Below are 12,045 nucleotides of genomic sequence, written 5' to 3' on the forward strand. Positions count from 1 at the left end.
CAGGCCCGAGTGTTATTCGGCGAGTATTCCCCACCCGTCACCATAGCCTTCGTGGCTGTTGGCGATAGACTCCAGATATTGCTCGGTCTGGCTTAGGAGCAGGTGATCCGGCACCATAGTGACAGAAGTAACGACTTCCCATACACCGGTATCCGGGCAGGTATCCAGTTTGGTTTTGGGTGCCAGCTCATCGGCGGCAATGGCACTCATAAAACGCTCTGCGTCGGCCTTTTGTTCGAACAAAATAAAAAAATCGATGCTGTGCATCTGAGTGAGATCGACACCGGCGGCGGCTATTTCAGACAAAAGCTGGCCGTTGTCATCATCAGGGAATTGCATAATCGTACTCAAGTTAATATAGCTGGGGATATTGTCCGCTATCCAACACAAAATAAAAAGCACTGAGGGCAAAAATTTGCGCCTAAGCGCATAAAAATAACCCACTGCTAAGGTGCCTCTCGCCATGTCAGTGTTATCTTGCTGTGGTATGATAATGCCAATGTGAATTATAGGGTTATTTAGTGCGTTTATCTGCGTTTAGTGCCATCCTCGTTGCGCTGCTTTTTTCATTTCAGTCCTGGGCCAATCCGCCATCTGGTATCACAGAGTTTACCATCCACAGTGCGTCAGACAGCATTGAATTAACGGATGAAGCTCGTGACAATGTGATGCGCTTTTTAGCTTCATATGTAGGCAAGCCATTCACGCCGCGCAGGAAAAAGCTGATTGATAAAGACGTGACCAAGGCGTTGCAGGCACTGGGATATTATGACCATACGCTTTCCCTGGCTTTTGACGCTCAGACGCGCCGCGTAGCTCTGGAGCTGGACCCGGGTGATGCCTGGCGCTGGGAGCAAGTCGAAATCTCACTGCAGGGCATTGATGATGCGGCACTGCGTACCCGTTTGCTGAGCGGGGCTATCCAGGTTGGCGAGCAAGTCAGGCATGACCGCTATGAAGACACCAAAGCGCAGATCGAAAGTTTGTTGCTGGAGCTGGGTTACTTTGATTTTCAGTGGCTAAAAAAACAGCTTAGTGTGGATAAAGCACAGCAACAGGTTTGTGCGACCTTAGTGTTATCGGCGGGCCAGCGTTATCGCTTTGGCGCGTTACGATTATCAACGCAGTCTAAAGCGATTGCGTTTGCACAAGCGCTGAGCCCATTTCAGCCGGGTGAGCACTATGCCGCAGAAAAGTTGTCGCAATATAACCTGACGCTCAATGAAACGCCGTATTTTCAGAGTGTACGCGTTTATCCGCTACTCAAAGCCAGACAAAACGGCGAGGTGCCTATTCGTGTTGAGCTGGTCGACAAGCCGGCCAACAGCTATGAAGTGGGCGGAGGATACAGCACGGATTTAGGGGCAAAGGCGCGCTTTAAATGGAGCAAACCCTGGGTAACCCAGGGCGGGCATTCTATGACTTCTGATCTCAATGTGTCGCAGCGTCAGCAGGATATCAGCGCAGCGTATACCATTCCGGTGGACGACCCAAACAGCGATGTATTTCGTATCTTAGGGGGTTATCAGCTACAGGACGATCTCACTGAAGGGGTCGATACTAAGACCTGGAACATTCAGGTTCAGCGTCAATGGCTGACGTCCGGTAACTGGGTTCGTACCGCGTTTTTAAAGCGAGAGCATGAAACCAGTGAGCAGGGAGGTGAGACACTCAAGACCGAAATGCTTATTCCGGGGATCAGCTATGCGAAAAAGCAAAGTCAGGGTGGCATGCTGCCTTACTGGGGCAATGAGCGGTTGATCTCGATTGAGCTGGCCAGCGATTCAGTCATCTCTTCCACGTCTTTACTTAAGGTGCGATGGAAAAATGCCTGGCTGCGTAATCTGCAGCAGCGACACTTCTTTCTGACACGCCTGGAAGCCGGTGCCATTGTCACGGATGATATCTCGGCCGTGCCTTTTAATATGCGCTTTTTCGCCGGTGGCGATCAGAGTGTACGCGGCTTTGCCTATCAGTCTGTGGCACCGCGCGATGAAGAGGGAAACCTGCTTGGAGGTAAATATCTTGCGACCGCCAGCAGCGAGTATAATTATCAGTTCTTACCCAACTGGCGTGTTGCCCTGTTTGTAGATACCGGTACGGCTACGGATGATTTTAAAGACAAGTGGGCCGTGGGTGCGGGGTTTGGATTGCGTTATCTGACGCCGGTCGGGCCTATCCGGCTTGATCATGCCTGGGGGCTGAGTAAAGACAGTAAAAGCACGCGTTTAAGTATTGTAATTGGACCGGAGATGTAATGGGACTGAACACCTGGCTGCGCCGAATTAGCTATGCTGTTGCAGGCGTGTTTGTAACCGTCTTTTGTCTGTTGTTTACCCTACCCGGTCACCAGCTTATTGTGTGGGTGGCCAATCACAGTGTACCGGGGTTGCAGGTAAGCTCGCCTCAGGCGCGTCTGTTATCCAATGCCGTGCTGGATATTCGCTATGAGCATGAGCAGCTGAGCTTTGGTGCGCGCCGGATGAGCTTGTCACTGGATTGGTTTAGCTGTGCCACTGTGTGCCTGTCTGGCAGTGCCGATAAAATAACGCTGCATCTGGCAGAGCAGGACAGTGAGTCAGCTGTGCCAGCACAACCAGAGCCTGCCGCGGAGGCAGCCCCTTTGTCAGTGCCTTTCTCTATCGCCATTAAGCAGCTCCGTTTGGGTGGGGCAGACATCAAGGTCGCCGGGCACCAGATCAGCCTGACTAAGCTGGTGCTGGCAGCCAGTGCTAATGAGCAGGGCATTCAGGTTAGCAAGCTTGCGCTGCGCAGCGTACAGGTCCGACAAACTAAAGCGCCGGCGCCTGCTGAGCCTTTTGCAATGCCGACAGAAATTCCGGCATTGGCGCTGCCCGCCGTACAGCTTCCTATCGCTGTCAAACTTGAACAACTCACTGTGACGGATCTGAATTATCACCCCTATGAGGGAGACAGCCAGACGTTGACGCAGCTTCAGCTTAGTGCAGATGCCAGACAGTCCAGGTTGTCGGTACGTCATTTGTCACTGGCTTATCTCGCCCATCAGCTGGCGCTCACAGCGCAGGTAAACCTTAGCAGCTGGGCAGTGTCGGGGGCACTTGATTATCAGCACCCCGATTACCAGAGTAACCTTACGTTCAGCGGCGATCTCAGGCAACTTGAACTGGCGGCCACTCTTTCAGGTAATCATTCTGGTAATGCACAGGGTAAAGTTGCTTTAAGTGTTAGCCCGGCGCAGCCAAACTGGCCATTCTCACTGGATGTGCGCGCTGAACAATCCGAACTTGGCGCACAGCACAGGTTACAACACTTAACGCTTAGCGCAGCAGGTACGGCAGATGACTATCAGCTTACTGCCAATGCCGACGTGACGCTGAGCGAGCAGCTGGCGCTGGCGGATAATCAGCTCACGGTGCAATTGACTGCCAGCGGTGGTCTTAGCGCACTGACGTTGCACAAAGCCGAACTGGGCCTGGGAGAAGCGCACACCCAACTGAGCGCTCAGGTAAGTTGGCAAGACGGGATCCGCAGCCAGCTTCAGGGCAAGCTGCATGCATTGCCCTTAGGTGCCTGGCTGGCGCTCGATGAGACTCAGCTGTCGGGCGCTTATCAAGTTGAATTTGAGCAGCATGGTAACCAGTGGCAGGCACAGGTTAACGAGCTGACCCTTAGCGGGCAACTGGCTGCCTTGCCCCTGCAGCTGGTCGCTAAGGGCAAAGTGAACAGTGACTTACATGGCGAACTCCAGGCTGCCCGGCTCAGTTATGGGCAGAGCCAGATCACGGTGTCTGGCACCGCTGACCAGCAACTGGACTTACAAGGCGAGTTGCAACTTGCGCATCAGCATAATGCACTGTTGCCGGCGGATATTCAGTTATCCGGGCAGTTCACTGCAAGCGGGCCGGTTGATAGCCCAAAACTGACGCTTAACAGCCAGCTTGGCAAACTGGGTTATCAGGATACGTCAATCGACAGCGGTACACTGGCACTGAGTCTGGATATGGCCCGAAACTGGTTGACCAATCTTTCCTTGTCCTTGTCTGCGGTGACCGTGGGTGAGTTGAGCGCAACGGATCTCAGCGTCACAGCGCAGGGCGATCAAAGCCTGCATCAGCTGAACGTACAGGCCGACAATACTGATGGCAGCGTCGAGCTGACCCTGAGTGGTCAGTATGCTCAGCAAGCCTGGGCAGGTCAGCTGGATGCCGGACGCTTGAGCCTGAAAGGCAGTGAGCTGGCGTTGGTGTCCCCGGCGGCGCTTACCGTCAAAGCCGCTCAGGTGCAAGTGGCTCGCCAGTGCTGGACACTGTCACCCGGGCAGATCTGTTTTGCAGCGCAGCATGGCACTCAGGGCCAGGCCAGCGTTGAGGTGCAAGAATTGGATCTGACGCATTTTAATCCGCTACTTAGCGACCTGGCGAACCTGCAAGGTCGGTTATCGGCCAGTGCCAGCGCAGCCTGGTCGCAGGGCCAGTTACAGGCGCTGGATGGCAAACTGGCAATGTCGGACACTCAGGTTACCCTCTATGGTGCCGCGGCAGAGCAGCTCAGCGACAACGAAGACAACGTTGCCCCGACGTTACCGCTTGAAATTGAAAACTTTTCACTGGCACTGAATAGTGATGCGCAGCAGGCCAAAGCAGACTGGCAGCTGGCGCTCAGAAAACTAGGGCATTTTAATGGTGAGCTGGCTATGCCACTACAGGCCGAGCCTCAGACTATGCGCGGTTTTGTCAACATAGCCGGCATCGAGCTTGGTAAATTCCGCCCGCTGTTGCGGCGCTTATTATGGCCAGATCTGGAACTGGGTGGCACCATTGCCGGTCAGGTTAACATTGACGGTGCACTGGCTCAGCCGCAGCTCAGTGGCCAGCTCAGCGCCACAGACATTCAGCTTAAGGCCAGTGAAATACCCGTCGCCATTAGCGATCTTGATCTGGACGTGCAACTGCAAGGTCAGCGGGCTCAGCTAAACGGTCAGCTGAACACTACACCGCGAGGACAGGTTGCGCTCAGTGGTGAGCTTGACTGGCAGTCATCTATGGTTGCGGCGCTCAAACTCAATGGGGAGCGACTGACACTGATGCCACAGCCAGGCGTAGAGCTGGATATCTCCCCGGATCTGACACTGCGTTATAACGGCCAGTATGGCGAAGTCACCGGCGCGGTGACTGTTCCTTATGGGCGGATTGAAATTGCCGAATTACCGCAAGGGGTGGTCGCTGTCAGTGACGATCAGGTAATCGTGGATAGCGCCAGCGCCGCTCAGCCAAACCAGATGATGGACTATCGCCTCGACCTGGATGTGCGTTTGCTGGATGACGTCAGGGTCAAGGCGATGGGACTGGATGCTTACCTGACAGGTGAGCTGTCTTTGGAAAAGCAGCTTGCTTCGGCCCTGTTGGCCAGTGGCGAGATCAATCTCAGAGAGGGTCAGTATAAAGCCTTTGGCCAGGACCTGAGTATCGAGACGGGTCAGCTGGGTTTTAATGGCCCGCTGGACAAGCCGTATATCAATGTGCGGGCTATCCGTAACCCGGATACCACGGCGGATGGGGTGATTGCAGGTGTCGAAGTGAAGGGCAGTATTCGCAGCCCTGAGCTGGTGATTTATTCGCAGCCTGCGATGGATCAGGCCCAGGCACTGGCTTATCTGCTCAATGGTCAGCCGCTGGGCGAGGGCGAAAGTAACAACAATACCATGCTGGCCCAGTTTCTGTTGTCGCAGAGTATAGACCGCAGTAAGGGTTACTTTGCCAAAGCGGGCGAGACGATAGGGTTTCAGGACGTGAATCTGGCGGCCAAGGGCAGCGGTGATGACACTCAGGTTGAAGTATCCGGTTATCTGACACCCAGTGTTCAGGTCAGTTACCGGGTTGGGGTGTTTGCGTCGCTCAGCGAGGTAGCGGTGCGCTATCGGATTTTTTCAAAGTTTTATATTGAAGCCACCAGCGGTTTGTATAAGAGTATTGACTTGCTTTATAAGTTTGACTGGGACGAATAATGCGCCGCTTTTTGTTGCTACTGATGCTGTGTGCCTCGGGCGCTGTGGCAGCGGCTAAACCTCAGCCGCTGGAGATCCGGGTGACTGCTGGTGCCGACCCCTATGTGACACAGCTGCTTGAGCAGGCTTTGTCTTATCAGTCCCGGCCGGTGATACTAAAGCCGGTCGCCGGGATCCCAACGCAAAGTCGGGCAGTGCGATTGCTTGGCAAACCGTCGGGTATCGATGTGTTTTGGTCGGTCACCAGTCGGGCACGTGAGCAGCAGGCGCTGGCCGTGCGTATTCCTCTGGTAAAAGGCCTGCTGGGGTATCGGGTGTTGTTTATTGCAGCCAGCCGGGCTGCCGATTTTGTCGATATTAAGCATTGGGGGCAGTTACAGCCTGTGTTGTTTGGGCTGCGTCACGACTGGCCCGACCGAGAGGTCTTTGAACTTAACGGGTTACAGGTTGTGGCATTCCACGACACCGAAAAAGCGATGAGTATGCTCAGCAGCAAGCGCCTGGATGTGGTGCCGCTGGATATACTGGCCGCGGGCGATTTTTCGTCGCGCAGCGATATCATGGTGCAACCTCAGTTGCTGATCCATTACCCGTCGGCCGTCTATCTGTTTGTTGATAAAGCTAATACCCAGCTCCACGCGTTATTGCAAAAAGGCCTTGAGCAGGCGATTGCTGATGGGTGTTTCGAGTGGCTGTTTCGCCGCCACTTTGCAAGGCAGCTTGAACAGCTGGACCTGGCCGGGCGCACACGACTGAACTTACCAAATCCGACTTTGTCTGCCGAGACGCCTTTGTCACGGAGCGAACTGTGGTATCAACCAGGAAAATACAATGACAATAATAACACGCAAAGCAACAAGACTGAGCATGGCAGCGATGTTGCTCCTCACCCTCACTGCCTGCCAGTTAAGCCCTGAACAGGCCAGTACTGATAAGACATCCTCAGCGTTAACTGGCCTTTCTCCTGCTGACATCATCGCACAGGCCAGCGAGACGGACTGGCGCACTGTCGAGCCGGAGCAGATTCTTAAAATCACCCTGCCAGGCGGCCCGGTCTATGTTGAACTGAATCCTGAGCTTGCACCGGGACACGTGAGCAATATCAAAGCGCTGGCACGGGAAGGTTTCTATCAGGGGATGTCGATATACCGGTTTGTTGAAGGTTTTGTCGCACAGGGGGGTGACCAAAGTGATGAGAAGCGCCCTGTAAGCGGTAAAAAAACCATCCCTGGCGAGTTTTATCTGGAAACGACTGCGCCTTTGGAGATCACCGGCTTAAACCTGGTCGACGGATATGCACCACGTAGCGGATTTTTACACGGATTTGCTGTGGCGCAGAACGATGAGGGAACACGCACCTGGCAGACTCATTGCCCCGGTGCGTTTGCTATGGCGCGGCAGAATGACGCCGACAGCGGCGGGACTGAGTTCTACTTTACGCTCACCGCTCAGCGTTATCTGGATTTAAATACCACGGTTTTTGGTCGGGTTTTAGCGGGGATGGAGCATGTGCAGCGATTGCACCGACAGCCCCAGGGTAGCCTGCCTTTTAACCCTATTCTGGCGGTTGAGGTACTGGCGGACATAGAGAAGACGGATAAACAGCGTTTTCGGGTATTTAACACCGAAAGCCGGGCTTTTCGGGCCTTGATTGCGGCGCGTAAAAACCGCCCGGAAGCCTGGTTTTTACACCAGGCCAATCACACCGATGTGTGTGCCGTTAACGTGCCGGTACAGGCCTTTACTGGCGATTGATCCGCACGTTGAAGGCGGTCTGATTTTGCTCGCTGGAGCGAAATGGATTGATATCCAGGCCGCCACGGCGGGTATAACGGGCGTATACTTCCAGCTTACTGGGGTTGAGCGCACGCAGCAGATCGCAGTAAATGCGCTCAACACACTGCTCGTGAAATTCGTTATGGTCGCGAAATGAGATCAGGTAACGCAGCAATGACTCCCGGCAGATTTTCGCGCCTTCATAACGGATCACGATACTGGCCCAGTCTGGCTGTGAGGTGATCAGGCAGTTCGACTTAAGCAAGTGGCTGTGCAGGGTTTCACTGACCGGCTCGTTGCTTTGTAGCGCGAGCAGGCCATCGCGCGGGCTGTAATCATCTACCGTGATATCTAACTCATCGATACAATCACCCGGCAGCGCCGAAAATGGCAGGCAATCGTGGTCGTCGGGGCCATACAGCGTCACTGCCACATCGCATTTGGCTGCTGCGGATAGGTCTTGTTGCAAGGCATTACGTACGGCATCAAAGCTGTCAAATTTGCTCTGATTAAAACTATTCAGATAGAGCTTAAAGGATTTGGACTCGATAATGTGGCTGCTCTGACAAGGGAATACAAATCGCGCGATTGCCACCTGAGGTTTGCCTTTTGAGTTCAGCCAGGACAACTCATAGCCGTGCCAGATGTCTTCACCAAAAAACGGCAATGCCTGCTCGTCTACGGCTATCTGATCGCGGTTGAGCTTACGGGCGATAGGGTGCAGCAGGCTGGGGTCATACTGACTGGCGTATTCTGTGGTTTTACCTAGCACAGAAGCTTTTAACTCCGGGGCGTTATTGTAGTCTGTCATGTTGATCCATTAGTAGTTACAATGACAGCGATTATAGCGAATAATGAGCGAGAATAGCAGTATGAGCGTGCGCACTTTGATCCTCGAACTTCACGAAAAATTTGCCAACTCGGTGCAGCAATCCCAGGGCCACTGGCCACTGATCCAACATGACGAACAATGGCCCAGCCCCTGTGAGACTGGTGAGCCAAGAGGTGATGGGCTGATAGCCTGGCAGGCAGTGCCAAGAACCCCGGGCGGGGATTTGAATGCGCTGGCCAGTGCATTGGACACCCAGTTTAGCGCTGAACTGAATGACTTTTATGGCTCGGCTTATGGCGGCAATATACTGCTTATGCTGGAGGGAGAAGAAATTGAGTTGTTGCAGGCCTGGAACGAAGAGGACTTTGAGCGTTTGCAGCAGAATATCACAGGCCATGTACTGATGAAGCGCCGCCTGAAACAAGCTGATACCGTTTTTATTGGCCTGGCTGCACAGGAAGATGTGCTGATCACTGTGCAGCTGAGTAGCGGAGAAGTGTGCCTTGAGCGTGTCGGTAAGGCACCACATACCGTGCTGGCGCCGAGCCTGAGCGCATTCCTGAGCCAGTTATCGGCACAGTTTTAAAGGCCTACTGGGTGATAGCCTCATCACCCCTTACTGAAAGTCCCAGGAAATATTAGAGACCAGCTCGCAGGTATCACACTTAAAGTCGAAAATCCCAAACCAGGGTTCATCCAATGCCCAGTGCTTACCACATCCCGGGCACTTACGCGCTTTTTCCTGCGCCAGACTCTCGCCACCAACCCGGTACAGGTAGTAATACACGGGTTTTTTGGTGAGATAACGGATCCGTTTACTCAGGTCCAGCCCCCGTCGGGTCAGATCGCTGTCCAGGCTGGTCAACTCGTTCAGGGCGGCAAACTCGCAGCGCGTGGCGCCATTGATCTGGATCTGATCGCAGGCCTGCCAGTCTTCCTGCCATTTGATTAATGCCTTGTAATCTCCGTTGGCGATGGCCGGAATAGTGTATAGCGGAACCGGCTGAAAATCATCACCGCAATAGAGCGGGCTGCAGGTATGCACATACGTGGTGTAAAGAATAAAACTGGATGGAGATTGACACTGATCGGCACCATTTGCGTGAATATCCTGACCAATCACTTTTACTTTAGGGGCCAGCAATCCCGCCTGTTGCAGTTGCTCAATGGCATGTTTGACAAAAGGGCTGTGATGCAACGGATGCAAAGAGTCTTCAAGTGGACACATCACCCGGGTGATAAAAAACCCTTCCTTTAGCACGGTGGGGAATTCATCACCGATGATTTGGCCATTAAAACGCAAGGCATTGACCAGCCTGTTAATGGCCTGCTCGGCCAGTTCCAGTGTGGTGTCCTGGTAACAGTCAAAAGTGAGATCAACCACAAACATATCAGCGAGACTCCAGCAGGGCGAGCAGTTTGTCCAGCTTAGCCTCAATGCGATCCAGCTGAGTTTGGTCCTTGTCCTGGCTTGGCTGCGCGGCTTGCTCAGTTTGTTGTTCCAGTGTTGATAACAGATCCGGATTATTTTTGTACGCCGTCAGTCCCGCAATGATCAGGGGCATGGCGACAGGCTCTGCCAGTTTGGCTTTGGTGGTGGCAACGGTGGGGGTTTTGCCTTGCGCAACGAGTGCGGCAATTGCGTTCAAAACTGCGGGATGCATATAGCGGCCTCTGGAAAATAAAACTCACTGCATTGTAACACCTTAGCCGCAGGAACATCACCAGTAAAACCTGGCACCGCTGTGTAAACGGCGGCGTGAACGCAGGCCTTACGCACGACTAGCAGGTAAGGAGCAGACGTAACGGGCATTTTACCGCATACGCTCGCGCACTACCTTCTCGTTGCGGGTCCCTTAACGCAATCGCGCATCTAGCTCGTCGATGACTTCACTCCAGTCAGCATCTTCTCTAAGTGATTCTTCAATAAAGTGTTTTTGCCCTTCATTCCAAAATGGCGCTTCTGCTAGCAGCATATCACTGGGCAGGCTGTGCTGAGCGAAAAAAGCTTCCATACTGGCCTCACTGTTGTCTAACCCGAGCTGAGCGAATAAGTTTTTCAAATTATGTGCGCTGGTATCCATACGCCCCTCTTTTTGTTTAAATAGTGCGCTATAACTATAGTAGATTTAGCACACCGACCAAGCAAATTTCGTCGGATAATCCCAACAACAAGACAAGGAATCGCCATGACTAACCCGGCATCCAGCGCACAACTAACCGTTAAACACTTACTCCCCGAAGACAGCACCGTAGCTGCCAGTCTGTTATACAGGGCCTACCATGATGATAAGTTATTTAAAGATGTGCTGGGAGGCTCGGATGCGCAGACTTATGAGTCACGTCTGCGTGCATTGATCCGTGAGGAGCTGTCGTGCTTTGGTCAGTCAGCTCAGCCCTTGATTGGACTGTATCAGGCGCAGTCTCTGCTTGCGATTGCTTGTGTGTTTGAAGCGCAAACTGAGTTACAGGCCTCGCGACGCTGGGACTGGCGTTTACGATTAATGATGAGCGCCGGATATCTGCAAACACAGCAGTTAATAGACAAAGAAAAAACCATTCGTGAAGCGCTGGCGGATCAGGGGCATTATTATTTTTTGTCTTTTATCGCCGTTGAGCCGCATTACCAGGGCCAGGGGCTGGGGCACCATTTACTGGATGCGCTGGATGAGCTGGTAAAAGAAAACCCCATCGCCAGTGGCCTTGGCGTGTTTGTTTCAGAGGCTGATCAGAACGCCTTTTTTCGCCAGCATGGCTATGAAAAATTTCAGGTTTTAACCTTCAAGTCAGTTCAGGGCGAACTGCTGTTTAAAGCTCGAGCAGCCATTATGGAAAAAAGCCTGTGAGACTTTTCTCACAAGGTTGTAGGTGAAGGCGTTTTAGACCTGCTGCTTTAACCCCTAAAAAACAATTAACACTATGAATGGTAATGGGTTTTTTATTGTTTCATGTAAATGACGAAAAAAAACATGCGAAAAAGCGCCTTTTTCATTGTCCAGGATTGCGTAAACTTAATCATGTTCAAGGACGGAAGGACACCAGCGCCAGGAAGAGGTGAAGGGGACAGAGTCAGGATGGCTCAGATAACATCAGGACGATGTTAACCAAAGGAAGGTCAGGAGCGCTTAGGAAAAGCGAAGGGGATAGAGTCAGGATGGCTCAGATAACATCAGGAGGATGTTACCCAAAGGAAGGTCAGGAGCGCTTAGGAAAAGCGAAGTGGATAGAGTCAGGATGGCTCAGACAACATCAGGACGATGTTAAGCAAGGGAATGTCAGGAGCGCTTAGGAAAAGCGAAGGGACAGAGTCAGGATGGCTCAGATAACATCAGGACGATGTTAACCAAAGGAAGGTCAGGAGCGCTTAGGAAAAGCGAAGGGGATAGAGTCAGGATGGCTCAGATAACATCAGGACGATGTTAACCAAAGGAAGGTCAGGAGCGCTTAGGAA

General features: G+C 52.9%; 11 protein-coding genes. 6 read left to right on the plus strand and 5 right to left on the minus strand.

What is annotated here, in order from left to right; all coding sequences use genetic code 11:
* Nucleotides 1–12: 12 nt before the first annotated feature.
* A complete protein-coding gene (locus L1285_RS09920) occupies nucleotides 13–339 on the minus strand; it encodes a ribonuclease E inhibitor RraB (RefSeq protein WP_235412192.1) in 327 nt (108 codons plus the stop codon).
* Between the two features lie 182 nt (nucleotides 340–521).
* Here L1285_RS09920 and L1285_RS09925 point away from each other — a divergent pair, with 182 nt between their 5' ends.
* The 4 genes from L1285_RS09925 to L1285_RS09940 are packed head-to-tail and all read left to right on the plus strand — an operon-like array spanning nucleotide 522 to nucleotide 7,741.
* Nucleotides 522–2,258 (plus strand): autotransporter assembly complex protein TamA, encoded by a 1,737-nt coding sequence (locus L1285_RS09925; protein ID WP_235412193.1) that lies wholly within the window; start codon nucleotides 522–524, stop codon nucleotides 2,256–2,258.
* Nucleotides 2,258–5,986, plus strand: a complete 3,729-nt coding sequence (tamB, locus tag L1285_RS09930; protein WP_235412194.1) for an autotransporter assembly complex protein TamB — start codon at nucleotides 2,258–2,260, stop codon at nucleotides 5,984–5,986. The genes L1285_RS09925 and tamB overlap by 1 nt, the downstream gene beginning before the upstream one ends.
* Nucleotides 5,986–6,903: a transporter substrate-binding domain-containing protein gene (locus tag L1285_RS09935; protein WP_235412195.1), complete on the plus strand. Its 918-nt coding sequence runs from the start codon at nucleotides 5,986–5,988 to the stop codon at nucleotides 6,901–6,903. Before tamB ends, L1285_RS09935 begins: the two co-directional genes overlap by 1 nt.
* On the plus strand, nucleotides 6,818–7,741 hold the full coding sequence (locus tag L1285_RS09940; protein ID WP_235412196.1) for a peptidylprolyl isomerase: 924 nt from the start codon (nucleotides 6,818–6,820) through the stop codon (nucleotides 7,739–7,741). Before L1285_RS09935 ends, L1285_RS09940 begins: the two co-directional genes overlap by 86 nt.
* Here the strand turns inward: L1285_RS09940 and queF are convergent.
* Nucleotides 7,728–8,573, minus strand: a complete 846-nt coding sequence (queF, locus tag L1285_RS09945) for an NADPH-dependent 7-cyano-7-deazaguanine reductase QueF (RefSeq protein ID WP_235412197.1) — start codon at nucleotides 8,571–8,573, stop codon at nucleotides 7,728–7,730. The two genes, L1285_RS09940 and queF, sit on opposite strands and share 14 nt — an antisense overlap.
* 61 nt (nucleotides 8,574–8,634) lie before the next feature.
* Here queF and syd point away from each other — a divergent pair, with 61 nt between their 5' ends.
* Nucleotides 8,635–9,180 (plus strand): SecY-interacting protein, encoded by a 546-nt coding sequence (gene syd, locus L1285_RS09950; RefSeq protein ID WP_235412213.1) that lies wholly within the window; start codon nucleotides 8,635–8,637, stop codon nucleotides 9,178–9,180.
* A gap of 30 nt (nucleotides 9,181–9,210) precedes the next feature.
* Here syd and L1285_RS09955 read toward each other — a convergent pair whose 3' ends face one another.
* From L1285_RS09955 to L1285_RS09965, 3 genes are all read right to left on the minus strand, one after another.
* Complete coding sequence (locus tag L1285_RS09955) at nucleotides 9,211–9,984, minus strand: Zn-ribbon-containing protein (RefSeq protein ID WP_235412198.1); 774 nt, start codon at nucleotides 9,982–9,984, stop codon at nucleotides 9,211–9,213.
* 1 nt (nucleotide 9,985) lies between these two features.
* Nucleotides 9,986–10,258, minus strand: a complete 273-nt coding sequence (locus L1285_RS09960; protein WP_235412199.1) for a hypothetical protein — start codon at nucleotides 10,256–10,258, stop codon at nucleotides 9,986–9,988.
* 192 nt (nucleotides 10,259–10,450) lie between these two features.
* The gene (locus L1285_RS09965; protein ID WP_046006853.1) at nucleotides 10,451–10,678 is read right to left on the minus strand and encodes a DUF2789 domain-containing protein; all 228 of its coding nucleotides are present in this window, start codon (nucleotides 10,676–10,678) and stop codon (nucleotides 10,451–10,453) included.
* A gap of 105 nt (nucleotides 10,679–10,783) precedes the next feature.
* On the opposite strand from L1285_RS09965, the gene L1285_RS09970 reads away from it, so the two are divergent.
* Complete coding sequence (locus L1285_RS09970) at nucleotides 10,784–11,440, plus strand: GNAT family N-acetyltransferase (RefSeq protein ID WP_235412200.1); 657 nt, start codon at nucleotides 10,784–10,786, stop codon at nucleotides 11,438–11,440.
* Nucleotides 11,441–12,045: the final 605 nt, after the last annotated feature.

This window comes from Pseudoalteromonas sp. DL2-H2.2 (assembly GCF_021532535.1).
GTDB lineage: Bacteria > Pseudomonadota > Gammaproteobacteria > Enterobacterales > Alteromonadaceae > Pseudoalteromonas > Pseudoalteromonas rubra_A.

Bases quoted from the DNA above. Each gene is read 5' to 3' on its own strand.
- L1285_RS09920 (WP_235412192.1), bottom strand. From the start codon at position 339: ATGCAATTCCCTGATGATGACAACGGCCAGCTTTTGTCTGAAATAGCC.
- tamB (WP_235412194.1), top strand. From the start codon at position 2,258: ATGGGACTGAACACCTGGCTGCGCCGAATTAGCTATGCTGTTGCAGGC.
- L1285_RS09935 (WP_235412195.1), top strand. From the start codon at position 5,986: ATGCGCCGCTTTTTGTTGCTACTGATGCTGTGTGCCTCGGGCGCTGTG.
- L1285_RS09940 (WP_235412196.1), top strand. From the start codon at position 6,818: ATGACAATAATAACACGCAAAGCAACAAGACTGAGCATGGCAGCGATG.
- queF (WP_235412197.1), bottom strand. From the start codon at position 8,573: ATGACAGACTACAATAACGCCCCGGAGTTAAAAGCTTCTGTGCTAGGT.
- syd (WP_235412213.1), top strand. From the start codon at position 8,635: ATGAGCGTGCGCACTTTGATCCTCGAACTTCACGAAAAATTTGCCAAC.
- L1285_RS09955 (WP_235412198.1), bottom strand. From the start codon at position 9,984: ATGTTTGTGGTTGATCTCACTTTTGACTGTTACCAGGACACCACACTG.
- L1285_RS09960 (WP_235412199.1), bottom strand. From the start codon at position 10,258: ATGCATCCCGCAGTTTTGAACGCAATTGCCGCACTCGTTGCGCAAGGC.
- L1285_RS09965 (WP_046006853.1), bottom strand. From the start codon at position 10,678: ATGGATACCAGCGCACATAATTTGAAAAACTTATTCGCTCAGCTCGGG.
- L1285_RS09970 (WP_235412200.1), top strand. From the start codon at position 10,784: ATGACTAACCCGGCATCCAGCGCACAACTAACCGTTAAACACTTACTC.